Source organism: Saccharibacillus alkalitolerans, assembly GCF_011090185.1.
In the GTDB taxonomy this organism is placed as follows: Bacteria; Bacillota; Bacilli; order Paenibacillales; family Paenibacillaceae; genus Saccharibacillus; species Saccharibacillus alkalitolerans.
Window position 1 is genome coordinate 92,654 of sequence record NZ_JAAFGS010000011.1, and the last position, 23,616, is coordinate 116,269.

Below are 23,616 nucleotides of genomic sequence, written 5' to 3' on the forward strand. Positions count from 1 at the left end.
GGTAATAAACAAAGATTAAGGACGATTTTTTACACAATCGGGGTTGAACTTATGAAATTCAACGATTTTCAGGATGCGGTTTTATCGGAAAGTTCGCCTGATTCAACGGAACTGGAAGCGATCGAGACCGATCTGCTGCTTGAAGGCGTGCATCGGATGTACGGTTACGATTTCCGGAACTATGCCAGGCCGTCGCTGACGCGCCGGATCTGGCACCATGTCCATGCCGAGAGCCTGAACAGCATTTCCCAACTTCAGGACAAGGTGCTGCATGACCGTGCCTGTTTCGAGCGCATGGTCCAAAGCCTCTCGATTCCGGTAACGGAAATGTTTCGGGACCCAGAACTGTTTCGGACATTCCGCCGCGAAGTCGTGCCGATCCTGCGGACTTATCCGTACATCCGAATCTGGCACGCCGGCTGTTCGACCGGAGAAGAAGTGTACTCGATGGCAATTTTGCTGCATGAGGAAGGACTTTACGACAAAGCGCGCATTTATGCGACAGATATGAACGACCGATCGCTTCAACAGGCAAAGGAAGGCATTTACGGCATCGAAAAAATGAAGCTTTATACCAAAAATTACTTGGAAGCAGGCGGGACGCAGTCTTTTTCCGATTATTATACGGCCAAGTACAATTCGGTAATGCTGCAGCCTTATCTGCGCAAAAACATCATTTTTGCCGAGCACAATCTTGCGACCGACCGTTCTTTCAACGAATTCAACGTTATTTTTTGCCGGAACGTAATGATTTATTTCAACGACACGCTTCGGGATCAAGTGCATGGCCTGTTTTACGAGAGCCTCAGCCGTTTCGGCATCCTCGTTCTCGGTTCCAAAGAGTCCATTCACTTCACCCGCTTCAGCGACTGCTATGAACCGTTGGATCGGGTCGAGAAGATCTACCGGAAGATTAAATAGAAAGTGTAGGAGGATTCCATGGTGGTTCAAGAGCCGATTCATATCCTGTTGGTCGACGACCGTCCGGAAAACTTGCTCGCTTTGGAAGCCGTTCTGGGCAGCGAGCGTTATACGCTCGTGAAGGCGACTTCGGGCGAAGAAGCGCTGCGCTGCCTGCTGAAGGACGAATTCGCGGTTATCGTGCTCGATGTCCAAATGCCGGGCATGGACGGGATCGAAACCGCTAAACTCGTTAAAGCGAGAGAGAAGACCAAGGACATTCCGATCATTTTCATTTCCGCCAACAGCAAAGAGTCCGAGCATTTGTTTGCGGGTTATTCCGCAGGCGCGATCGACTATATGGTCAAACCGTTCATCCCCCAGATTTTGAAATCCAAAATCGAGGGGTTTGTCAGCATGTACCTCGCCAACAAGCGCCTTAAGGATCAGACCGCCCTGCTGCACCAAAAAACGCAGGAGCTGGAGAAGATCAACGAAGAGCTGGTCAAGGCGAAGGAAGCGGCCGAAATCGCGGCCAAGGCGAAGACGGAATTTTTGGCCATGATGAGCCACGAGATCCGTACGCCGATGAACGGCGTGATCGGGATGATCGATCTGCTTATGGAAACGGAGCTGAAGCCGGAGCAGAAGGAATATACGGAAATTATCCGAGGCAGCGCGGACGCGCTCGTCACCGTCATCAACGATATCTTGGACTTTACCAAAATGGAGTCGGGCAAGATGGAATTGGAAGAGCATCCGTTCGAGCTGAAAACATGCATTAGCGAAGTTTTCAATCTGTTTACAATGGAAACGACCCGCAAAAATCTTGAGATGGTATACTTTACGGAGGAGTCGGTTCCGGATCTGCTGTACGGGGACATGGCCCGTTTGCGGCAGGTTCTGATTAATCTGGTGGCGAATGCCGTCAAGTTTACCGACCGGGGCGGCATTTATTTGGTCGTTTCGAGGCGAGGGGAAGAAAACGGCCGGTTGACGCTCGAATTTGCCGTCAAAGACACGGGGATCGGCATTTCTCCGGAAAAAATCAATCGGTTGTTCCAGCCTTTTTCTCAGCTAGACTCTTCCATGACGAGAAAGTACGGAGGCACAGGACTGGGTCTGGCAATCTGCAAAACGCTCGTCGAAATGATGGGCGGAGACATTTATGTCGAAGCCATGGACGAGGGAGGAGCGACATTCGTCTTTACGATCCAGGTACAAAGCTTTCAGCCGGAAGAGCCGAATCCTTTTCGAAGCGAATCTTTAACGTCGGTACGCGAAGAAGGAGGGAGAACGGCTTCGGTCCTGATCGTGGACGACCACCCGGTTAACCGCAAGCTGATGGTGAGCATGCTTCAGAAAATGAACATTGCGGTCGAAGCGGCCGAAGACGGCGAGCAGGCGCTGCGAATGTTGGAAGACCGGCTTTACGACTATGTGTTTATGGATCTGCAAATGCCGGTGATGGACGGTCTTGAAGCGACGAGGCGGATTCGCGAACGCTTTTCGGACGAAAGCCCCGTCATCGTGGCGATGACCGCGAATGTCATGAACGACATTCAGCTGCGCTGCCGGGAAGCGGGCATGGACGATTACATCAGCAAGCCTGTCAAAATGGCCGGAGTAAAGCAGGTTCTTGCGCGCCACGTGCCGTTGTATCATACTTATCCTATCAAGAAGGCGGCCCGCTGACGAAGAACGGGCTTTTCTTGAAACGCGGGTCCGGTTAAATGCCTGCAGGTGTCAACGGATCTGCAAGATTTCGTTTCAATCGCTTGGTTTACGTTTAATAAGCTAAGAAAACATTTTTTTAGGGAGAATGTCTATGACCACTAATAAAAGCGATAAGTTTAATGCAAGAACGGTTTCCGAAGAAGGAAAAAGCGTCGTTTACTTGACCGGGGAACTCGATTTGTCCGTAGCGCCGGATTTTCGTCTTGTCATGGAACCGTTAGTAGGGGATTCCGACGTCGATTTGGCTATCAATTTGAAAGATTTGAAGTACATCGACAGTACGGGGATTGGCATTTTGCTGTCCATTTTGAAAGCCCGGCATTCCATGAACGCCTCGTTCAGCGTGGAAGAAGTGCCGACTCAAATTCAAAAACTGTTTGACATGACAGGCATCGCCAAGTTTTTTGAACCCCAAGAGAATTCCCAATAGGAAAGGATCGAACAACGCATGAAAGCAGATCAAACCGTTACTCTCAACTTACCGGCTACAGCCGACTACGTGGATATTGTACGGCTTAACCTGTACGGGATCGCGTCCAAGATGGGATTCTCTTACGAGGACATCGAAGACATGAAGGTCGCCGTATCCGAAGCCTGCAATAACTCGGTTTTATACGCGTACGGACAGGAAGGAGGATTGGTGGAGGTCCTCTTCGGCATTAACGGAGAAGAACTTACGATCACCGTCAAAGACGAAGGCGTAAGTTTCTCGCTGCCGCAGCAGGAGGCTCCTGATGCCCCGACCCTGCACGACAAAGAACTGCACGATGTGGAAATCGGAGGTCTCGGTTTCTATTTGATGCAGGCTCTCATGGACGACGTCAGCGTTGTCAGCGAGAGCGGAAAAGGAACGCAGGTCGTACTGACCAAGCGTCTCACCAGGAGTGAGGAGAAAGTATGAATGATAAAGTGACCCCGCCTGAATCCATGTCGGAAGCGGTATCCTTGATCTGGGAGTATCAACAGACCAAGGATAACGAAATCGCCACGGTGCTTATTAAAAAGTACGAGCCGATGGTCAAGATGGCCGCAGGCAAAATTGCCAGAAACCGGCCCGATCTTTACGAAGACTTGTATCAGGTTGGGCAAATGGCCCTGATTCGTTTGCTCCAGCAGTACGACATCCAATTGGGAATTCCTTTCGAGCCCTATGCGATGAAGAGCATGATCGGGCACATGAAGAACTTTTTGCGAGACAAATCGTGGTACATACAAGTGCCAAGACGAATCAAGGAAAAAGGAGCGCTCGTTCAGCAGGCGATCGACGAGCTGACGGTCCGTTTGGAGCGCTCGCCGGACGTTAAGGAAATCGCGGAATATCTGGACTTGAGCGTGGAAGAAACGGTCGAAGTGCTGGCAGGCCGCGAATGCTATCATTACGTGTCCCTTGATTCCCCTCTTTCCCAGGAGGAAAGCGCGGCAACGCTCGGAGAACTGATCAGTTCCGACGTCAACGATTACGATACCGTCGAACGCCGCATGGACCTTCAGCAGGCGCTCAGCCAGCTGAAGGAGCAGGAGCAAAAAGTCCTGCTGCTTGCCTTCCAGGAAGGGCAGTCCCAGAGAGCGATCGCGCAGAAGCTTGGCGTTTCCCAAATGAGCGTATCGCGGATTCAAAAAAGAGCGACCGAAAAGCTCAAGCAGATTATGTCCAATTCTTCGTCGCTATGAAGACCGGGACGATTCAGGTTAATAAGAAAATGGTCAGGCCGTTTCTTTTTTTAAAAATGGCCTGGCCATTTTGCGTTTTGATGCGGCCGCGCGCAGCGGAAAACCCGATAAACCAAGACCGTTATTTCCAAAACGGAAGTGCCGTTCGTTTCGGAAATAACGGTCTTGGACGCTTTGCGGGAAGTCCGGCATGATCCCGTTCCGAATCAGGACGTGGTATCGCGGCTTTCCTGAATCAGGCCGCCTACATAGTCGAAAAAGTCGCTGACATAAGGAACGCCCAGGCTGGCCATCACGGAAGCGATCCAGGTAAGCAGCGCGATGACGACGACCGTACCGACCGTCAGTCCCAGACCGCGGGCGATACCGGCAGTGAAGTTGGAAATCAAGCGTCTTTTCCAATCGGTGTAGTTTTCGACAAGATCTTTGAAATCGCCTTTTTTTAACGCAATCGAGATGTCTTCCAGCTGCTTGTTCAACCGGGTCACTTCGTGACGCAGTTCGAACGGGTGATCTTTAGCCAAATCCTGGGGGCGAAGCGTCCCATCCTGCGTGCGCTCATTCTGATCTATTGTTCCGTTCGCGAAACGATCGCCCGGATTGGGTCTGGTTTCTGTGGTTGCCATGGCAAATTCCCCGCTTTCGATCATGTTGTTGGTTAAGGTATGCGGTTCGCGTAACGCAAACACGACAGTGGGATAAAGCGCGGTTCAAGATATTCGATAAAAAAAGCCGGCTGGATCAGCCGGCTTTTTCAAAATGTTCGGGGTTACAGGACAGGCTTTTCGCTTGTAGGCGAGCCGGAGTTTTTCGATTTCATTTCTTCTTGCGCTTCTTTCGCTTTGTCGGCCGTTTCTTTCATGACTTCTTTATCCGCTTTGACCGCTTCGTTTGCCACATCGGCGGAAGCGTTTTTTACGGTTTCGCCGACATCGGCAGAAGCGTCGCTGACGGACTCCGCTACGTCGGCTCCGTTTTTGCGCACCGACTGAATGACGTTCGACGTTTTTTCGGATACGGATTGGGCGAGTGTAGTCGCCTTGTCGCTTACGACGCCGGCTGCCGATTTGGCTTTGTCGCCGACGACCGAAGCGGTATCTTTGGCTTTCAAGCCGATTGTGCTCGCGGCTCCCTTTGTCTTGTCGGTAGCAGCTCCCACTTTATCCGAAAGGTCGCTGCGAAGATCGCGACCCGGTTTCGGAGCAAACAGCAGTGCCGCAGCGGCGCCGATCAGACTACCGATCAAGAGACCTTTGGCAAAGGTCGTGCCGCTTTGTGCCGGATATTCTCTTTCTGCTTCATTCATGCAAAATCACTCCTTAAGTGTAGTCATGTGCCGTACGGTCACATGTCGGTACGGATTGGATTCTTCCAATTTGTTCCGTCTGTCGAATCTCTAAGCTGCGCGTCTGAACATCTTGGCAATGAGTCCGAGAACCAGGACGAAGATCGCAGTGCCGAGCACGGCTGGGATGATGGCAAAGCCCGCGATGGTCGGACCGATATCGCCAAAGAGAAGACTGCCTACCCAAGCTCCGGCAAAACCGGCAACCGCGGCTCCGATTATTCCCCCAGGCATCATGTTGTCCGCCAAAGCATCTCCGATAAATCCGATCACAATCGCCATGATCAGGCTGATAACCAGCCCCCACATCCGGCTCACCTCCGTTCCCGGCTTTCCGCTGCGCATTGCTGCGTATGACTGCGCCGCCGCTCTTAATTGCTATATAAACGCCCGTTTTCCCGCTGAAACAGGCAAACCGGCACTGCGGCACAAGGAGGAAAGGCCTGGGAATGAAGGAGAGAAAGACAAAAACCCGGCCCGCGGCTCGGATACGAGCGCGAAAGGCCGGGCTTAACGAAAGGCGGAAATTCCGGGTGGGGTGCGGCAGCCTCGCGTTTATTTCCGGCGAAGGCGGCCCAGTTCGGAAGCCACCGCTTCGACTTCGGAAATGCTGAGGCTGGGTTTGTTCATCACCAGATCATAGACATCAAAAATGTCATCGTACTGGTCAACGGAAAACGAGGAAGGCTGCATTGCCGCCCCGGAAGCCATCCGAAGCTTATTTTTGATCGCTTCGATCATGTGCTCTACATTTTCCTGGGTTTTTTCGGACAAATCCATATGCGAGTAATCTCCTTCCGGCAGGCGAATTCCGTCTGGGAACGTCGCTTTTCGCCAGAACGAATCTTGGAAAAGTCGCGCCGTTCGACGGCTCATGTTCCCCCATTGTAGCATGATCCGTGTGCGGACTCATCCTTTTTTGCAGAATACCCGTAAAGTGCGTTAAAATCGAAAGGAAATCGATCGAAGGATCGGAAGCCCGGGAGACCGGAATGAAGAGGTGAAAGAGGCTTTGAGCATAAGTGAATCGGTATGGGCGCAGCCGCAGGGCGAAGGCAAACGCGAAGATCGCTTCGCGGGCCCGGACGAGCTGTTTGATGAAGCATCGGCCCTTTTTCGCCCGGAAGAGTTGATGTTTTTGTGTATCGGCACCGATCGTTCCAGCGGAGACGCATTCGGGCCGCTTGTCGGAAGCCGCTTGAAAGCGGCCGGTTTTCCTCATGTTGCGGGTACGTTGGAAGAGCCGTGTGATGCGACCCGCTTGGAAGCGGTTGTCGCCGCGCTGCCTCCGGAATTGAAAATTGTCGCGTTCGACGCATGTCTGGGCAAGCCGGGATCGGTCGGGAAATTTTTGTCTTTGCGCGCTCCCCTGACTCCTGCCGGCTCCATGAAAGGAACGTTTGTGCCGATCGGCGATTACAGCATCGCGGCGGTCGTTAACGTGTACGGCCCGAAACCGTATCAGGCGCTGCAAACGGCTTCGCTAGGGCTTGTGCTGCAGATGGCGGATCGGGCGGCGGCTTCGGCGGTTAAGGCGTTCGGCTTGGAACCGGTCACGGCGCAGAATTCGCTCCGTCCGGCAAAACGATAACGGAAGAAGGCGTGCGAATGGAAAGAAGGGAACAACAAGGGCTGCCGATCCGCTATGCGGACCGTGGAGATGGGCCGGCGCTTGTGCTGCTGCACGGCTTTATGGGAAGCGCGGATTACTGGGAACGGGTCGTACCGCTGTTGGAAGGACATTTCCGCTGTATCGTGCCTGACCTGCTCGGCCATGGAGCTTCCGAAGCGCCGGAAGGCCCGTACACGATCGAGCGGCTGGCCGACGGCGTTTTTCGGCTGCTGGACGAGTTGAAGATTGAACAGGCCGTGCTGCTGGGACATTCGATGGGCGGGTATACGGCGCTGTCTTTCGCGGAACGGTATCCCGAACGGCTTTCGGCGTTCGGTTTGATCCATTCCACGCCTCTGCCGGACGACGAGGCGGGCAGAGAGAAGCGGACGGCCGTTGCCGAGCGGGTACTGCGCGAAGGCGTTCGTCCGTTCGTGGAACAATCCGCGCCCAATTGGTTCGCTCCCGATAACGCAAAGCGGATGACCGCCGAGCTGGACCGGGTGCTGGAGATCGGATTCGGCACGAACCCCCGGGGAGCGGCAGGCGCGGCGCTTGCGATGCGCGAACGTCCCGACCGGAAGCGCGTGATCCGGGATTCGAAGCTGCCCGTCCTGCTGATCGCCGGCGGCGAAGACGGCATCGCGCCGCCCGAGAAGGCGTTCGCCGCCGAGAATCCGCGCACGACAAAACGCGTAATCGAAGGCGCGGGCCATATGAGCCTGTTCGAGGCGCCTCAGGAATTGGCTCGTCAGATCGCTTCTTTTGCCGAGAGCCTGTAAAGGCACCGAATGTTTGAAAAGGCGGGATTCCATTGCTGAGAAAAGATTATTTGACACGCATGATCGAAGAAATGACCGAGGCGGTCGGCGCGATGTTGGGGCTCCGCCGGGAGCAAAAAAACGAGCAGGCTCTCGAAAAACTCGACGGGCTGCTGAAGCGCAACTTCCGCATGAGCGAGCAGATGCTGCGTTCGCTTCCGCCCGAAGAACTGATCGGGCTGTTCCGGCAGAGGGACGGCGTCGATGCGGAAAGCCTTCAGCTTGTCGCCCGGATGCTGCAGGAAAACGGAGAAATCCGCGAAAACATGGGCGAGGAACAGGAAGCCGCAGCCGTGCGGATCAAGGCGCTTCATCTGTATTTGTTCGCGGCATTGAACGGCGGCAGCCGGGAACTGGTCGATTATCCGGAACGGATTGCCGAACTGTACGCTCTGCTTGAGCGCTATCGGCTGCCCGCCGAAGCGGAACGGCTTGTCATGCTCTATGAGGAGCGGGAAGGCCGCTACGTACAGGCGGAAGATGCCATGTACCGGATGCTGAACGCGAGCGCCGAGAATGATCCGAATGCGTTGGAAGAAGGCAGAATGTTCTATGCCCGGCTGTCGGGTCTCGACGAAGAACGGCTGCAGGCCGGAGGACTGACCCGAGAAGAACTGGAAGAAGGCATCGAAGCGCTCCGAGAAGAATAAGGCTCCGGACGAAAAGTCCGATGTCGACAACAAGACGACAACACCCGAGAGGATGAGATTCACCCATGCAAAATATCGACGAACTGCTGGAAGCCGTGCTGCCGGAAGGCAGGCTGGTCACGGCGACCGTCAGCCAGCCTCGGCGCAAGGATGGCGAAGCTTACGCCAAAGTGGCCGTGAAGCCGGTCCTGCTGAAAAACGAACTGCATTATCAGCTTGCCTATCACTACGAGAAAAAAGTCACGCATGATAATCTGACCCTCGAAGAAGCGCGCAAGCGAATCGCGGAACTGTTGGAGAACGATATGCGCCAAGGACTGTTCTGCACGCTGGAAGCCGATTATCAGGTATTGGTCAGCAAAAAAGGCAAAACGGCGATTTTGAAAAAACCGCCGACGAAAAAAGAAGCGCCGAACCTTGCCCACAACCGCAAAAAAACTTACGTATTGGACGAGGGAGAGCCGGTTCCGTTTCTGGTCGAGCTGGGCGTCATGAACGACAAAGGACGCGTGCTGGCCGCCAAGTATGATAAGTTCCGCCAGATCAATCGTTTTTTGGAGATGGTGCGCGACATTCTGCCCGCCCTGCCGAAGGAACGGAAGCTGACCATCGTCGATTTCGGCTGCGGCAAATCGTATTTGACGTTCGCGCTGTATCACTATCTGGCGGTGCAGGAAGGTTTCGAGCTGAACGTCGTCGGCCTCGATCTCAAAGCGGACGTCATTGAACACTGCGAATCGCTGGCCCGGACGCTGAACTATGTCGGGCTGCATTTCCGCATCGGCGACATCGCCGATTACGACGAATTCGAAGCCGTGGACATGGTAATCACGCTGCACGCCTGCGATACGGCCACCGACGCCGCGCTGGAAAAGGCGGTACGCTGGGGAGCTTCGGCGATTCTCTCGGTACCGTGCTGCCAGCATGAACTTTTTTCGCAGGTGCAAAATGACGTGCTGGAGCCGCTGCTTTCGCACGGCATCCTGAAAGAACGCTTCTCCGCGCTCGCCACCGACGCGATCCGGGCGAAGCTGCTCGACATCGTCGGGTATAAGACCCAACTGCTCGAGTTTATCGATATGGAACATACGCCCAAAAACATTCTGATCCGTGCAGTAAAGTCGGGCGGTCAAGATACGGCGGCACTGTGGCGCGAATACGAAGCGTTCCGCGGTTTTCTCGGCGCTTCGCCGTACCTGGAAAACGCGCTGCGCGATCGTCTGCCCGCCGCTTCGAACGTCTGAACGCGGAGTCGGCAGGCGGGAAATTAAACGATAAGTCTAAACGTTGAGCGCTTCAATCCCAAGTCCGGTCCTGTGATTTTTTCGAATCGGGAGGGCAGGGACACGGGGACGGCCAACGCAACGGCACAGGAAAGAGGGAAAACGGTGAGCGTTATTTCGGATATTGTGGCACAGCTGTTTCAATGGATTCAGGGGTTAGGGTATTTCGGCATCATGTTCGGCCTGATGGTCGAAGTCATCCCGAGCGAAATCGTGCTGGCTTACGGCGGATTTCTGGTCTATTCGGGCGACATCAACTTCTGGGGAGCGGTGCTGTTCGGCACGATCGGCGGGGTGTTCGCCCAGCTCTTCATTTACTGGATCAGCCGCTACGGCGGTCGTCCGGTACTGAAACGGTTCGGCAAGTACATCTTTATCAAAGAGTCTCATATCGATCATGCCGAGTCTTGGTTCAACAAATACGGAGCGGGCATCATTTTCACCGGCCGCTTCATCCCGGTCGTTCGGCACGCGATTTCGATTCCTGCCGGCCTGGCCAAAATGCCGACCTGGCGCTTTACGGTGCTGACGACGCTTGCCGTCATTCCATGGTCGATCCTGTTCATCTTCCTCGGCTATCAGCTCGGCGGGCAATGGGAGCAGATCGACGAAAAAGCATCGCCTTATATCGTCCCGATCATTTTGGGAGCGGCGTTCGTGCTGCTCGTGTATTTGGTAGTCAAAGCCGTGCTCACCCGCCGCAAGAAGATGCGCGCTTGATCCGGACACCCGGCTTCGGCCGGAATTTTGAGAGAAAAGAGGGAGAGCCATGGGCAAATCAAATTTGAAGTCCCGGTTCGGAACCGGGCGGACTCCGCAGGCATTCATGGATTCCATGCAGCAAAACAAGGAAACGTTCGAAGCGGGATACCGCGATTTCTCGTGGAAGAACGAAGAAGACCGGCTCTTTTTTGAAAATCTGCGCTCGCGCGGAGACTTGAGAAGCGTCATTCTGGCGGCCGATTGGTGCGGCGACGTGGCCCGCAACGTTCCGGTCGTATTCCGGGTGTTGGAAACGGCTGAGATTCCGGTCGACGTGATGATTCTGGAGGAGAACTTCGATCTGATGGACGAGTATCTGACGATGGGAGGGCGTTCCGTGCCGATCGTCATTTTCGCCGATGCGGACGGCGAACCGCTGGCGCAGTGGGGACCTCGTCCGGAAAAGGTGCAGGAGCTGATGCGCAAATTCAAAGCGGAAAATCCGGACCGCGAAGCGCCGGATTATGCCGACAACATGAAGATCGTTCGCGAGCAGATGAAAGAGCGTTACGGCGAAGGCACTTCCGTTCACGAAGTGATCGTGCACGAGCTGCGTACGCTTCTGTCGGGGGTGTAAGATGCTGAGAGTCGAAACTTTTAACTTGGGACCGCTGCAGACCAACGCTTACCTGCTGCGCGGAGAAGACGATCTGAAAGCGGTCGTGGTCGATCCCGGCATGAATCCCGCCGCGCTGATGCGGCGGGTCGAGCACCTGCATATCGAGGCGATTCTGCTGACCCACGCGCATTTCGACCACATCGGAGGCGTGGAAGAACTGCGCCGGATGAAAGGCTGCCCGGTATACGTGCACGATTTGGAAGCCGATTGGCTCGGGAATCCGAAGTTCAACGGTTCCGCGATGTGGTCCGAGCTGGGAGGACCGATCAAGGCCGAACCGGCCGAGTTCGCGCTGGTCGAAGGCCAGACGTTAAGCTTGATCGGAAACGAGTTCAAGGTGCTGCATACTCCGGGACACTCGCCGGGCAGCGTCAGCTTCCTGTGCGGCAAAGACCTCTTCGCCGGCGACGTGCTGTTCCGGGAGGGAGTCGGACGGACCGACTTGTACGGCGGCCGTCAGGGCGACTTGGTCGACTCGGTCCGTTTGAAGCTGTACAAGCTTCCGGACGATACGGTCGTCTACCCGGGGCATGGCCCTCGAACCAAGATCGGTTACGAGAAAGCGAATAATCCGTTTGTTCCGGCTTTGTAAAATGGCGGACATTTCCCCATTAGGACGCTCAAAAGCTGGACAATAGGCGAACCCGGTAGTAAGATACAGCTATTGAGTTACATACGCGCGGCAGCGAACACGGCGTTAAGGCCGATTTTCGCGATGCGCCTAACGCCTGCGAAGCACGCAAGCTGAGGATTCATTCCCGGTTTGCGTGCTTTTTTTTGCTTTTTTCGGGAGATCGACGCTTCATATGGCAATCCAATCACCACCGATGCATGCCCGGCCGTGACCTTCGTCCAATGCGGCGACCGTCGGTCCGGGCACGGATCGGAATATCGAGGGAGAGATGAGCGAATTGGACGGAGCAAAGCCTTTTGATGGGGAGAAAACGACGGAAGCGAGAAGGGGATCGCGGCAGCGCACGGAGCGGGAAACGAAGGACGGCGAAAAGCTGCCGGAAATTCGGGAAACCGAAGCGGTCTACCGCTGCGGGAGCAAAGACGCGGAAGAGGCCGCGGTACGTTCTTGGAATTCGGTCAAGCTGCGGGCGGGGCGGATAGCTCAGCCTTGGCACGAGCGGTTGAGCCGAATTCGGGACAGACAGGATCCGCGCTTTTAGCCGGCGGGCACCGTTAACGGACGTTCGTAGGCGCTTACCGGAAAATTCGGACTCGATTTTCGTATAAAACTCACATGAAGTGAGCCGATTGCGTGGACAGCAAAACCTTTTTTTAGTACGATATAAGTCAAGCATTTGCTTTACATTCATTTTTCATGAACAAGTGGACCATGAAGCCGGAAGCGCCCGGGCGTGCCGGGCTTTATAGATGACGACCGAGGGGGAGAAACAATGCTTCATCTGGGAGAAAAGATCGTGATCGTCGCCGACGTCTTCGAACAAAACCTCCCTGTGGGGGAATACGGTTATTTGATCGCTTACGATCGTAATCCGGATAACGCTTTCGATTATATCGTTCGAATCCCGCAGGCCAACCGCAACTTTTTCGTGACCGAAAAAGATATCGAGCCGGAGGTAAACGTACTGCGTTTCGAAGCGGAGCAGGTCGAGCGTGCCGCACTGATCGATTACGCGCTGGCAACGCACAACGAGAAGCTGTTCTATCAGGTAATGAACGGCGAAGAAGAAACGTCCGAACCGGAAATCGAAGCGGCCGCAGAGCCGATGTCGCAGGCCGAGTTCATCAAGCGAATCAATTTACGGGCATGGATTTAAAGCCGGCGGCTGCCGGCTTTTTTCTTTAGGAGAGACTATTCGTACGGCCTGCCGCGCGTCGGCACGGCTCGGAAGGCGGACGCTGAAGACTGCGCGGCGGTCTGGATTTTTGCGGGTTGCTAACCTATAATGGGGACGTTGAGGAGTTTCGGCACTTTAACCCTTTAAACGATAGGAGAACTTGATATGAAAATTACGGTGGAACAGGTCGAACACGTGGCGAAACTTGCCCGGTTGAATGTGCAAGACGACGAAAAAGAAATGTTCGCCGAGCAGTTGAGCGCCATTCTGCAGTATGCGGAAAAGCTGAACGAGCTGGATACGGACAACGTGGAGCCGACGACGCACGTGCTGCCGCTGCACAGCGTCATGCGCGAAGACAACGTACGCGAGAGCTTGCCGATCGAGCGGGTATTGCAAAATGCGCCCGAAGACGAAGACGGCCAGTTCCGGGTACCGGCAGTACTTGAATAGTTAACGATCAACGCGGAGGTGCGATAGTGACATTGTTCGATTTGGGACTTCGGGAAATTCATAACCGGCTGCACGCCGGTGAACTGTCCGTGACCGAACTGGTCAAGGACTCCCTGCAAAAAGTCGGGGAGCGCGACGAGAAAGTAAAAGCTTTTTTGACGGTCGACGAAGAAGGAGCGCTGGCTTCGGCGGCCAAGCTCGACGAAAAGCTGGCGGCGGGCGAAGAGCGGGGGCTGCTGTTCGGGCTGCCGGCCGGGATCAAGGACAATATCGTGACGGAAGGGCTGCGCACGACCTGCGCCAGCCAATTCCTGCGCAATTTCGATCCGGTATACGACGCGACCGTGGTGAAGAAGCTCCGCGCGGCCGACAGCGTCACGATCGGCAAGCTGAATATGGACGAATTCGCGATGGGCGGTTCGAACGAAAATTCCAGTTTTTATCCGGTTCGCAACCCATGGAATCCGGACCGCGTTCCGGGCGGTTCCAGCGGCGGTTCCGCCGCGGCTGTCGCGGCGGGCGAAGTGTATTTCACCCTCGGCTCCGACACGGGCGGTTCGATCCGCCAGCCGGCTTCTTACTGCGGCGTGGTCGGTTTGAAGCCGACTTACGGCCTTGTGTCGCGTTTCGGCCTTGTGGCGTTCGCTTCTTCGCTTGACCAGATCGGTCCGGTAACGCGTACCGTCGAAGACTCGGCTTATGTGCTGCAGGCGATCGCCGGTCACGACGACAGGGATTCGACGTCGGCGAACGTGGACGTGCCGGACTATGTCTCCGCGCTGACGGGCGACATCAAGGGACTGCGCATCGCCGTGCCTAAGGAATACATGGGCGAAGGCGTCGACCCTCAGGTCAAGGAATCCGTTATGGCGGCGATCCGGCAGCTGGAATCGCTCGGCGCGACCTGGGAAGAAGTTTCGCTGCCGCATACGGAATACGCGCTGGCCGCTTATTACCTGCTGTCGTCCTCGGAAGCTTCGTCCAACTTGGCCCGTTTCGACGGCGTGCGTTACGGCGTGCGCGCGGACAATCCGGACAATTTGCTCGATCTCTATCTGAAGTCGAGAAGCGAAGGATTCGGCGACGAGGTGAAGCGGCGGATCATGCTCGGCACCTATGCGCTCAGCTCCGGTTATTACGATGCCTACTATCTGAAGGCGCAGAAGGTTCGCACGCTGATCAAGCAGGACTTTGACCGGGTATTCGAGAAGTTCGATGTCATCGTGGGGCCGACGGCCCCGACGACCGCTTTTGCCATCGGTTCGCAAACGGACGATCCGCTGACCATGTACCTGAACGACATCCTGACCATTCCGGTCAGCCTTGCGGGCGTGCCGGCAATCAGCATTCCGTGCGGATTCGCGGACGACATGCCGGTCGGCCTGCAGATCATCGGCAAACCGTTTGACGAACAGACCGTGCTGCGCGTCTCGCACGCGTTCGAGCAGAGTACCGATCATCACAAACGCCGCCCGCAGATTTAATCCGCGCGCGTAAGAAGGAGGAACCGCCTGTCATGTCCACCGTACAATACGAAACGGTCATCGGACTCGAAGTGCACGTCGAGCTGCACACGAAATCCAAAATCTTCTGCGGCTGCTCCACCGAGTTCGGGGCGCCGCCCAACACCCATACTTGTCCGGTCTGCCTCGGTCACCCCGGCGTGCTGCCGGTGCTGAACCGTCAGGCCGTCGAATACGCGATCAAGGCGGCGATGGCGCTGAACTGCCAGATCGCCGACATCAGCCATTTCGACCGCAAAAACTATTTCTATCCCGATTCGCCTAAAGCGTACCAGATCTCGCAGGCGGCCCGTCCGATCGGGGAGCACGGCTGGATCGACATCGAAGTCGGCGGAAAGACCAAGCGGATCGGCATCACGCGCCTGCATCTGGAAGAAGATGCCGGGAAGCTGACTCATACGGGAGCCTTCGGCTCGCTCGTCGACTTCAACCGCGTCGGCACGCCGCTCGTCGAGATTGTATCCGAGCCGGAGATTTCTTCGCCGGAAGAAGCGCGCGCTTACCTGGAGAAGATGCGCGCGATCATGCAGTACTGCGAAGTGTCGGACGTGAAAATGGAGGAAGGCTCGCTGCGGTGCGATGCCAACATCAGCATTCGTCCGCAAGGACAGAAGGAATTCGGCATCCGCGCAGAACTCAAAAACATGAACTCTTTCCGCGGCGTGCAGCGCGGCCTTGAATACGAGGAAATCCGCCAGGCGGAGATTCTGGACGAGGGCGGCGTCGTCGTGCAGGAGACCCGCCGCTGGGACGAAGCCAAGGGGCAGACGTTCTCGATGCGCGGCAAAGAAGAGGCTCATGATTACCGCTACTTCCCGGACCCGGATTTGGTGTCCGTGGAGATCGGCGCCGATTGGAAAGAACGGATCCGCGCGAGCATTCCGGAACTGCCGGACGCTCGCCGTGCGCGTTACAGCGCGGATTACGGCCTGCCGGCTTACGACGCGCAGGTCATTACCTCCTCGAAGCCGCTGGCGGACCTGTTCGAGGAAAGCCTGAAGCATACGGACGACGCCAAGTCCGTATCCAACTGGATCATGGGCGAACTGCTGGGCCATCTCAATACGAGCGGCTTGGAACTGGGAGCCGTTCCGATCACCGGGCAGAGCCTCGGCGAACTGGTCGGACTGATCGGCAAGGGCACGGTCAGCAGCAAGATCGCCAAGACCGTGTTCAAAGAAATGCTGCAGAGCGGCAAGCGTCCGCAGCAGATCGTCGAAGAACAGGGACTCGTCCAGATCAGCGACGAAGGCGCGATCAAGGCGATCGTGACCGAAGTGGTCGCCGCCAATCCGCAGTCGGTCGAAGATTACCGGGCCGGCAAAGACAAGGCGATCGGCTTCCTGGTCGGCCAGGTCATGAAGCAGAGCAAGGGCAAGGCCAATCCGGGACTGGTCAACAAACTGCTTACGGAACTGCTGAAAGGCTGATCCGACTTCGGCCGATCGGCCGTACGAAGGGCGCGTTCGCTTGCGGACGCGTCCTTTATCGTGGGCCCCCTTCCACAAACAAACTCATGGATTAAAGCGAAAACGGGAAATTCGGTTAATAATAAGAAAAAGCGAGGGGATTGCGATGATCGACAGGGTTGATATGGAAGACGATCTTCTGGTCCATAGGCTGCTGCAGCTGCAGACGACGGCTTACCGTCTTGAAGCCAAGCTGATCGGCTTCGACGAAATTCCGCCGCTTGCGGACACGTTCGAGACCTTAAAGCGCAGCAGCGACACGTTTTACGGCTATACGGCAAAAAGCGGAGAACTCGCCGGAGCCGTTGCGGTCGAGGAAGAGATGCCCGGCGAACTTACGCTGACCCGGATGATGGTACATCCGGATTTTTTTCGGCAGGGAATCGCCAGTCGTTTGATCGAGTATGTCTTCGCGCATTATCCGGATTTCTCCGTCTATATCGTCTCGACCGGTTCGAGAAACCGCCCCGCGATGCGCTTGTACGAAAAATTCGGCTTTGTGCCTTTTAAGCGCGAGAACATTGCGCCGGGTATCGAACTGGCGACCATGCGACGGGAGAGAGAGGCGAAGAGACCGGAATGAATGCCGCATTTCCGTATAATTGAAGGAGCACAGACCAAACATGACGAATCCTTGGCTTATCGATAATGTTCATATTTTTCTTCGGCTGGTATGCGCGGTGCTGCTGGGCGGACTCATCGGCTGGGAGCGGGAACGTTCGAGCCATGCGGCGGGTCTGCGAACGCATATCCTGGTCTCGGTAGGTTCGGCACTTATCATGCTGCTATCGATGTACGGGTTCGTTGCGTTTGTGGACCAGCCGAGTGTTCGGGTCGACCCTGCGCGGCTGGCGACTGCCGTGATTTCGGGAATCGGCTTTCTTGGCGCGGGTACGATTCTGTTCACCGGCAAATCCATTACGGGACTGACGACGGCCGCTTCGCTGTGGGTCGTGGCGGCGATCGGGTTGGCGGTAGGCGCCGGATTTTATTTTGCCGCGATCTTAACCACCCTTTTTGTATTCGTGACGCTGCTTATGCTTAATGTCGTCGAACAGCGGTATATACGCGGACACCACAGGCACATCGTGACGATACGCGGAAGAACGGGCAGCGGATTGATGGAAAGGGTATCCGATTTTATGAAAGAACGCGAAGTGCGCATCCGCAAAATGGAAGTGCACGTCAAAGACGAAAGCTTGGCGTCCGAGCCGGGAGAACGTTCGGGAGCTGCTGAAATCACGATGCACCTCACCTCGGAAAAGCAGATGGACCCGGCCGAAATGACGCATCAGCTGCTGAGAATGGAAGGCGTCTATTCCGTCGCCATCGAATAGAACCGCCGGTCCATACGGACCGCTGCTTGGAGAAAGGGGGCCCGGAAGATGGGAAAGACCGCTAAAGCAAGGCGGCGGAAGCGAAAGTTGGTTGCCTGTTTGCTGTCCGCCATCGTTCCCGGTACGGGACACCTTTACTTGGGACTGATTCAAAAAGGCATTTCGTTCATGCTGACGATCCTGCTTGTTATCGAGGCTATGCTGTACTTTTCGTCGACGGGCATTAAAATCAACGTGCCGCTGCTGATTCTTCTCGCTTTGACGATTCCGATCATTTACTTTTACAGCGTCTATGACGTTTTGCAGGCAACGGACCGGGCCAATGAGCGGCGGGGCGCGAGACAGAACGAATTTTACAATTGGCGAAAAAGCATGACGTTTGCTCTGATCCTGCTCGGCGAAGGGGGCCTGCTGCTGGTTTTCCACAGTCGTCCGCTCTGGTTCCGGCAGTTGATCGAGCAGTACGGCCGGGAAGCGGCTGCATTTGCGCTTTTTCTGCTGGGGATTATTCTGGCGATCGCGCAGGCATTAAGTGTGCGAAGAGCCGCACGGCAGTCGCGCGCCATCCCTTCTTCCCACCCCTCGGCTGCCGCGGAAGGGGGCGAACGCCATGAACCCTAAAATTCGGATCGGACGCTGGACGGCTTCACTCCTGCTTATGACGGTCGGACTGCTGCTGCTCAGCGATGAGCTGCGCGGAAGAGACGATATGCTGCAGCTGATCCGTTGGTGGCCGGCCGCTTTTGTGCTCTGGGGAGCGGAATACGTAATCATGCTGTTGGTATTTCGCCGACGAAGAGGCGGCGGCCGGCGTTTCCGGATCGATTTCACGGGCATGCTGCTCGCTTCGGCGCTCAGCGCTTCCGTTTTTATCGTCACGCAGCAGAACCATTATTTGCATTTGTGGAATCAGGTCAGCCTCGACCTGACCAATTCCGCGATCGAATTCAGCGAAGCGGAAGGCAATAAATTCGCGAAGCCGTCCGTCGACGTTCACGCGGCATTGGAGATGACGAAGCTGTCCGTGGAAGGGATCAACGGAGACATCGTGATCCGGCGGGGATTCTCCGACCGTATTCGTGTTCGCAGCACGGTCTGGGTGGATCAGACGGAACCGGAGGAAGCGAAAGCTATCGCAGGGAAGACGGGAATCAAGATTAGCGAAGGCGAAACGCTGGCCGTTACGACCGAGTCCCAGTCTTACGGCGCATCCGGGCGGAGGCAGCCGAGAATCAACCTTGAAATTTTGCTGCCGCCGGAGAGAAGCTTCGATATGGAGATTCGGACGAACGGCGGTTCCGTTACGTTGAACGGCGTGCAGGCGCTGCGTTCCATCTCCGTTCAGACCGGAGGGGGCAACCTTGATTTCACCAACATAAGCGGCAATGTTTCGGCCTCCACGTCCAAAGGCGCAATTCAGATATCGACCGTCGCGGGCAGCGTAAAAGCCGAAACCCAGCAGGGAGATATCGAAAGCGAAAATGTGGCCGGTTCGGTTAATCTGACTACGATTTTGGGGAATATCGCCGTGAGCGGCACGATAGGCGATATCGCTCTCGACACGCGGAACGGCAGCCTCGAAGTAGACGGCGTCAACTTCAACCTCGCCGCCCAGACGCTTAACGGCAACATTGACGTCCGGTCTCGCGTCGTCAGGGGAGACTGGTCCGTATACAGCGCGGTCGGGCGCATCGATTTGACCCTTCCGGATTTCGGCGACTACCGGATGGAAGGATCGAACGGGTACGGCGATATTCGCAGCGAGCTGCCTTTCGCCATTCAGGATCGGACGCTTAGCGGAACTTATGGAGACGGTTCTTTTTCGGTAAAAGCCGACGGAAACGGAGATTTGAATATTTTCAGAAGCGAATGAAAGGGCAGCGCCGCAAAGTTCGCACGTTGACAAAAAATATTCACAAACCTTACAATGGAGAGTAACCCGAGGAATAACGGCAAGGAGGAGAACGGGATGACGACACGCGTACAACATGCTTTGGAACAGCTGAAAATAAACGGTGTGCGCATCACTCCCCAAAGACATGCCATTTTAACCTATCTCATGGAGAATATGGGTCATCCGACCGCGGACGAGATTTACCGTGCGCTGTGTCCTCAATTTCCCAGCATGAGCGTCGCCACCGTGTACAATAATCTCAAGATGCTGATCGAAGCCGGAATGATTCACGAGCTGACTTACGGAGACAATTCCAGCCGGTTCGATGCAAATGTCAGCGAGCATTATCATATCATCTGCGAGAAGTGCGGCAAGATCGAGGATTTTCACCATCCTTATCTGGGAGAAGTCGAACATGCGGCGGCAAAGTCGACGGGATTTACGGTCAAAGGGCACCGTCTGGAAGTTTACGGAGTATGCAAAAGTTGCGGCGAACAATAACGTTTGCTTACAATAAAGCGTGTGAAGCCATCAGGCTTCCACGCTTTTTTTTATGGCGTATCTTTGCATTTATGCAGAAGGGCAGCTGTTGTTAAGTGACAAGAAGCAGACAAACGCGCGGACGCAAAAAGAAGAAACGTGCAGGAAAGGTTCTTCTGTTGGGCGTCGTGATTGCGGCCGCGGGCTGGGGAGTCTGGCAATTTTTGCCCGGCTTTTCGCATGAAGAACCGGAATGGGCGGGGAAAAGCAAACCTATTTTCATAGAGGGAAAATGGAGCGGTTATACGGCAATCGGGAGCGGAAGCTCGCTGAAGCTCCCTCTGCCGCTGATTCGGGAACAAATCAATGCGTATGCTTATGGCGATCCGGACGGAGAGACGGCGATTCTGACTACGGGCAGCGAAATGCTGGTGATGGCCGCGGACAGCGAATCGGCCGAACTGAACGGGAAAAGCTATGCGCTCGATTCACCCGTGCAGGAAGCAGGCGGATTTTTGTATGTGCCGATAGAAGCGATTGAGCATATGTACGGAGTGCAGGTTGCGGAGGAGAGCCCGGACGGCAGCGTCATTCTGCTCAAGGCCGGAGACAAGTTCCGTACGGGAACGGCGCAAGACGGCGGCTTGATCGGTTCTCCGAAGCTGCGGAGCGAAGCGGCGGCCAAATCGCCGATCGCGGCGGATTTGGAAAAAGGGACTCCGCTTCGAATCTGGAGCGAACAGGACGGATGGCTCTACGCCCAGACGGACGACGGTCGATCGGGTTACATTCCCGAAGATCAAGTAAAGCTGACAGGGGAGGAAAACATCCCGGTTATGAAGGCTGAAGCGACTGCCGCAGCGCAGAAATGGGCAGACAAAAAGATCAACCTGGCTTGGGAAGCCGTCTACGAGCGTCGTCCGAGCGCCGACGTCATCGAGGAGATGCAGGGAGTCAATGTGGTCAGCCCGACCTGGTTCGAATTGGCGGACGGCGAGGGCGGCGTGAACAGCAAAGCCGATGCGGCTTATGTCGGACGCGCTCATAATCGCGGCATGGAGGTATGGGGCTTGTTCAGCAACAGCTTTGAAGCCGACCGTACGCGCGATATGCTGCAAGACTACGAGACCCGCTCCCGAGCGATCAGCCAGGTTCTGGCTTACGCCAAGCAATTCAATCTCGACGGAATCAACCTTGACTTCGAAAATGTATATACCGAAGACAAAGAGCCGTTCGTCGAGTTTGTGCGCGAATTTACGGTTCGGGCTCGAAACGAAGGACTTACGGTCTCGATTGACGTGACCCCGAAATCCAATACCGAAATGTGGTCGGCATTTTTGGATCGCCATGCGCTGGGAGAAACGGTCGACTTCATGATGCTGATGGCATACGACGAGCATTGGGCCAGCAGTCCGACAGCGGGATCGGTGGCTTCCCTTCCATGGGTCGAGAAAGCCGTCAAACGCGTTCTGGAAGAAGATAAAGTTCCGTCCGCCAAGCTCGTGCTCGGCATTCCTCTGTATACGCGGGTGTGGACGGAAACGAAAGAAAACGGAGACGCCAAAATTTCTTCTTCGGCAGTCGGAATGGTTACGGCTCAGCGATTGATTGCCGAAAGCGGGGCCAAAAAAGAGTTTCTCGAAGACGTGGGACAAAATTACGTACAGTATGAAGAGGACGGAGAGCTGAAACGAATCTGGTTGGAGGACGGCGAATCGCTGAAACGGCGGATCGAATTGGCGAAGCGGTACGAACTGGCGGGCGCAGCCAGTTGGACACGCGGATTTGCTTCGGACGAAGCTTGGAAAGTGCTCGGTACGATAGGCAAACCGTAATCGGAACATGCGAAGAAGGAATGGGCTGCGCGGCGTAGAATAAGTACAATAACAACTCACAACAACTGCGCAGCCTGCTGCGCAGTTGTTGTGTAATCGGATGCCGCGCAGACCCGGCAGGAGGAGGAAGTCGGATTGAGTCCATTTACGTTTGGCGATTGGAGAACGATAAAGCCTGCTCCTCTCGGCGCCGTCGCCTGCTATCGGCCCAACGAAAAGTTTCATGGCGCACTGCTTCAAGATTTTGATGTGCTGGTGTTTTTGATTTTTGAAACGCTTGACGAAGAAGGCAAGACTCAGCATCGTATCGAAAACGGCGTTCACTACCAATTCCTCAGTCTGCGGGCAGAGGAACTGAGAAGTTGGATCGTAACGGGCGAACACCGTTCGCTGGTTCATTATTTTTTGCAAGGGGAGGTAATCGATGACGTGAAGGGACAAATTCTGCATTTGAGACAGCAGGTCGAGCAGTTTGAGCAGCCCCTTAGAGAGCAGCGGTTGTTTTTCGAATTTGCGCGCTTTCTGCGCCATTATGTGGAAGCCAAGCGTCACTTGACGGAAGGGCACGAGATGGACGCTTATTACAGTACGCTCAAAGCTCTGCACCATTGGGCATGTATCGAACTCGTACAGAAATCGGTCTATCCGGAGAAAACGATCTGGAATCAAGTACGTGAGCATAGCGCGCAGGTGTATAAGCTGTATGAACAGTTGGCATTCAGCCGGGAAACGCTGCGGGAGCGGGTGGAACTTGTTTTGTTGGCGTGCGAATTCTCGGTAATGTCGAAAATGGCCGCTTGTTCGGAGTTGTTGATTCGCGTACTCCGCAGCCGCAGAGTACCTTGGACTATCGAAGAACTGATGCGGCACCCGGAGCTTCGATATGTGAAGAATGAACTGCCGATGGTGGTGCGCAAGCTGGTATACCGCTCTCTGATCAGGCAGCAGCCCCATGAAGGCAAGGGCGGATGGGGCAGCGGGGAGATCCGGTACAGCCTGAATTAAGCAGTCGGGGAAAGAGCCTACAACCTCTGTGGAACGATGAAATTTCGAAAAAGGGTTGACGCTTAATGCTTGTGTATGATAAATTAAATCTCGCCCTTCAAAGGGACTCAGCGCTAAGTCGCTGGGAACAAGTAATCGCTTCGAAGTTCGAAAAAAACTTTTAAAAAAAGTGCTTGACGAACTGCTTGCGAAAGTGATAAGATATAAAAGTCGCCGCTGAGAAACAGCGACGAACGAGAAAGACAAGAGATACACGGTTTGCTCCTTGAAAACTGAACAGTAAGTGAGTCAGGAACGAAAACCGCTGACCCCTCCGGGCAAAGCGATTTGAGTTCCCGCGACAAGCGACAAGGTTTTTGACCTTTAGCGAGTCGTCGATGAGAATATAAGATTCTTGAGCAATCGAGAA

General features: G+C 55.2%; 28 protein-coding genes. 24 read left to right on the forward strand and 4 right to left on the reverse strand.

All coding sequences use genetic code 11. From position 1 onward, the window contains the following. Window positions 1–51: 51 nt before the first annotated feature. From GYN08_RS21545 to GYN08_RS21565, 5 genes are all read left to right on the forward strand, one after another. Window positions 52–921 carry a CheR family methyltransferase gene (locus GYN08_RS21545; RefSeq protein ID WP_166279118.1) on the forward strand — a complete coding sequence of 290 codons (870 nt, stop codon included), beginning with the start codon at window positions 52–54 and terminating at the stop codon, window positions 919–921. An 18-nt stretch (window positions 922–939) separates the two neighbouring features. After that, entirely contained in the window at window positions 940–2,595 is a 1,656-nt protein-coding gene (locus GYN08_RS21550; RefSeq protein WP_166279121.1) for a response regulator, read from the forward strand. A gap of 133 nt (window positions 2,596–2,728) precedes the next feature. Continuing rightward, entirely contained in the window at window positions 2,729–3,067 is a 339-nt protein-coding gene (locus GYN08_RS21555; RefSeq protein ID WP_166279124.1) for an STAS domain-containing protein, read from the forward strand. Between the two features lie 18 nt (window positions 3,068–3,085). After that, window positions 3,086–3,538: an anti-sigma B factor RsbW gene (gene rsbW / locus GYN08_RS21560; protein WP_166279127.1), complete on the forward strand. Its 453-nt coding sequence runs from the start codon at window positions 3,086–3,088 to the stop codon at window positions 3,536–3,538. Next, window positions 3,535–4,308 (forward strand): sigma-70 family RNA polymerase sigma factor, encoded by a 774-nt coding sequence (locus GYN08_RS21565; protein WP_166279130.1) that lies wholly within the window; start codon window positions 3,535–3,537, stop codon window positions 4,306–4,308. The genes rsbW and GYN08_RS21565 overlap by 4 nt, the downstream gene beginning before the upstream one ends. Before the next feature lie 206 nt (window positions 4,309–4,514). Here the strand turns inward: GYN08_RS21565 and GYN08_RS21570 are convergent, their stop codons facing one another. The 4 genes from GYN08_RS21570 to GYN08_RS21585 all read right to left on the reverse strand — a co-directional run bounded on the left by GYN08_RS21570 (window position 4,515) and on the right by GYN08_RS21585 (window position 6,433). Beyond that, the gene (locus GYN08_RS21570; protein ID WP_235946430.1) at window positions 4,515–4,934 is read right to left on the reverse strand and encodes a DUF5665 domain-containing protein; all 420 of its coding nucleotides are present in this window, start codon (window positions 4,932–4,934) and stop codon (window positions 4,515–4,517) included. A gap of 143 nt (window positions 4,935–5,077) precedes the next feature. After that, entirely contained in the window at window positions 5,078–5,614 is a 537-nt protein-coding gene (locus GYN08_RS21575) for a YtxH domain-containing protein (protein WP_166279133.1), read from the reverse strand. Window positions 5,615–5,704: 90 nt separating this feature from the next. Further along, complete coding sequence (locus GYN08_RS21580) at window positions 5,705–5,962, reverse strand: GlsB/YeaQ/YmgE family stress response membrane protein (protein WP_166279136.1); 258 nt, start codon at window positions 5,960–5,962, stop codon at window positions 5,705–5,707. A gap of 246 nt (window positions 5,963–6,208) precedes the next feature. After that, complete coding sequence (locus GYN08_RS21585; protein ID WP_166279139.1) at window positions 6,209–6,433, reverse strand: DUF1128 domain-containing protein; 225 nt, start codon at window positions 6,431–6,433, stop codon at window positions 6,209–6,211. Window positions 6,434–6,665: 232 nt separating this feature from the next. Here GYN08_RS21585 and yyaC point away from each other — a divergent pair, with 232 nt between their 5' ends. The 19 genes from yyaC (at window position 6,666) to GYN08_RS21680 (ending at window position 23,207) form a co-directional block, all read left to right on the forward strand. After that, window positions 6,666–7,244, forward strand: coding sequence for a spore protease YyaC (yyaC, locus tag GYN08_RS21590; RefSeq protein ID WP_166279142.1), 579 nt, complete (start codon window positions 6,666–6,668; stop codon window positions 7,242–7,244). Window positions 7,245–7,261: 17 nt separating this feature from the next. Then, a complete protein-coding gene (locus GYN08_RS21595; RefSeq protein ID WP_166279145.1) occupies window positions 7,262–8,047 on the forward strand; it encodes an alpha/beta fold hydrolase in 786 nt (261 codons plus the stop codon). Window positions 8,048–8,079: 32 nt separating this feature from the next. Continuing rightward, entirely contained in the window at window positions 8,080–8,736 is a 657-nt protein-coding gene (locus tag GYN08_RS21600; protein ID WP_166279148.1) for a DUF6483 family protein, read from the forward strand. A 65-nt stretch (window positions 8,737–8,801) separates the two neighbouring features. After that, window positions 8,802–9,980: a class I SAM-dependent methyltransferase gene (locus GYN08_RS21605; protein WP_166279150.1), complete on the forward strand. Its 1,179-nt coding sequence runs from the start codon at window positions 8,802–8,804 to the stop codon at window positions 9,978–9,980. Window positions 9,981–10,124: 144 nt separating this feature from the next. Continuing rightward, the gene (locus GYN08_RS21610; protein ID WP_166279152.1) at window positions 10,125–10,739 is read left to right on the forward strand and encodes a DedA family protein; all 615 of its coding nucleotides are present in this window, start codon (window positions 10,125–10,127) and stop codon (window positions 10,737–10,739) included. A 49-nt stretch (window positions 10,740–10,788) separates the two neighbouring features. Continuing rightward, window positions 10,789–11,358 carry a thioredoxin family protein gene (locus tag GYN08_RS21615; protein WP_166279155.1) on the forward strand — a complete coding sequence of 190 codons (570 nt, stop codon included), beginning with the start codon at window positions 10,789–10,791 and terminating at the stop codon, window positions 11,356–11,358. Between the two features lies 1 nt (window position 11,359). Continuing rightward, window positions 11,360–11,992 carry an MBL fold metallo-hydrolase gene (locus GYN08_RS21620; protein ID WP_166279158.1) on the forward strand — a complete coding sequence of 211 codons (633 nt, stop codon included), beginning with the start codon at window positions 11,360–11,362 and terminating at the stop codon, window positions 11,990–11,992. Window positions 11,993–12,302: 310 nt separating this feature from the next. Further along, window positions 12,303–12,575: a hypothetical protein gene (locus GYN08_RS21625; RefSeq protein ID WP_166279161.1), complete on the forward strand. Its 273-nt coding sequence runs from the start codon at window positions 12,303–12,305 to the stop codon at window positions 12,573–12,575. Window positions 12,576–12,806: 231 nt separating this feature from the next. Then, window positions 12,807–13,190: an ATPase gene (locus GYN08_RS21630; RefSeq protein ID WP_166279164.1), complete on the forward strand. Its 384-nt coding sequence runs from the start codon at window positions 12,807–12,809 to the stop codon at window positions 13,188–13,190. Window positions 13,191–13,376: 186 nt separating this feature from the next. Further along, the gene (gatC, locus tag GYN08_RS21635) at window positions 13,377–13,664 is read left to right on the forward strand and encodes an Asp-tRNA(Asn)/Glu-tRNA(Gln) amidotransferase subunit GatC (protein ID WP_166279167.1); all 288 of its coding nucleotides are present in this window, start codon (window positions 13,377–13,379) and stop codon (window positions 13,662–13,664) included. Window positions 13,665–13,690: 26 nt separating this feature from the next. Continuing rightward, a complete protein-coding gene (gatA, locus tag GYN08_RS21640) occupies window positions 13,691–15,148 on the forward strand; it encodes an Asp-tRNA(Asn)/Glu-tRNA(Gln) amidotransferase subunit GatA (RefSeq protein ID WP_166279170.1) in 1,458 nt (485 codons plus the stop codon). Between the two features lie 32 nt (window positions 15,149–15,180). Then, complete coding sequence (gene gatB / locus GYN08_RS21645) at window positions 15,181–16,617, forward strand: Asp-tRNA(Asn)/Glu-tRNA(Gln) amidotransferase subunit GatB (protein WP_166279173.1); 1,437 nt, start codon at window positions 15,181–15,183, stop codon at window positions 16,615–16,617. A 145-nt stretch (window positions 16,618–16,762) separates the two neighbouring features. Continuing rightward, window positions 16,763–17,239 carry a GNAT family N-acetyltransferase gene (locus GYN08_RS21650; protein ID WP_166279176.1) on the forward strand — a complete coding sequence of 159 codons (477 nt, stop codon included), beginning with the start codon at window positions 16,763–16,765 and terminating at the stop codon, window positions 17,237–17,239. A 40-nt stretch (window positions 17,240–17,279) separates the two neighbouring features. Then, window positions 17,280–17,993 (forward strand): MgtC/SapB family protein, encoded by a 714-nt coding sequence (locus GYN08_RS21655; RefSeq protein WP_166279179.1) that lies wholly within the window; start codon window positions 17,280–17,282, stop codon window positions 17,991–17,993. A 48-nt stretch (window positions 17,994–18,041) separates the two neighbouring features. Continuing rightward, a complete protein-coding gene (locus tag GYN08_RS21660) occupies window positions 18,042–18,614 on the forward strand; it encodes a hypothetical protein (RefSeq protein WP_166279182.1) in 573 nt (190 codons plus the stop codon). Continuing rightward, window positions 18,604–19,866, forward strand: a complete 1,263-nt coding sequence (locus tag GYN08_RS21665) for a DUF4097 family beta strand repeat-containing protein (RefSeq protein WP_166279185.1) — start codon at window positions 18,604–18,606, stop codon at window positions 19,864–19,866. Before GYN08_RS21660 ends, GYN08_RS21665 begins: the two co-directional genes overlap by 11 nt. Before the next feature lie 96 nt (window positions 19,867–19,962). Next, window positions 19,963–20,388 (forward strand): Fur family transcriptional regulator, encoded by a 426-nt coding sequence (locus GYN08_RS21670; protein WP_166279188.1) that lies wholly within the window; start codon window positions 19,963–19,965, stop codon window positions 20,386–20,388. A gap of 167 nt (window positions 20,389–20,555) precedes the next feature. Further along, complete coding sequence (locus GYN08_RS21675; RefSeq protein ID WP_328802996.1) at window positions 20,556–22,202, forward strand: glycosyl hydrolase family 18 protein; 1,647 nt, start codon at window positions 20,556–20,558, stop codon at window positions 22,200–22,202. Window positions 22,203–22,337: 135 nt separating this feature from the next. Then, window positions 22,338–23,207: a nucleotidyltransferase-like protein gene (locus GYN08_RS21680; protein ID WP_166279194.1), complete on the forward strand. Its 870-nt coding sequence runs from the start codon at window positions 22,338–22,340 to the stop codon at window positions 23,205–23,207. The last annotated feature ends 409 nt before the right edge of the window (window positions 23,208–23,616 follow it).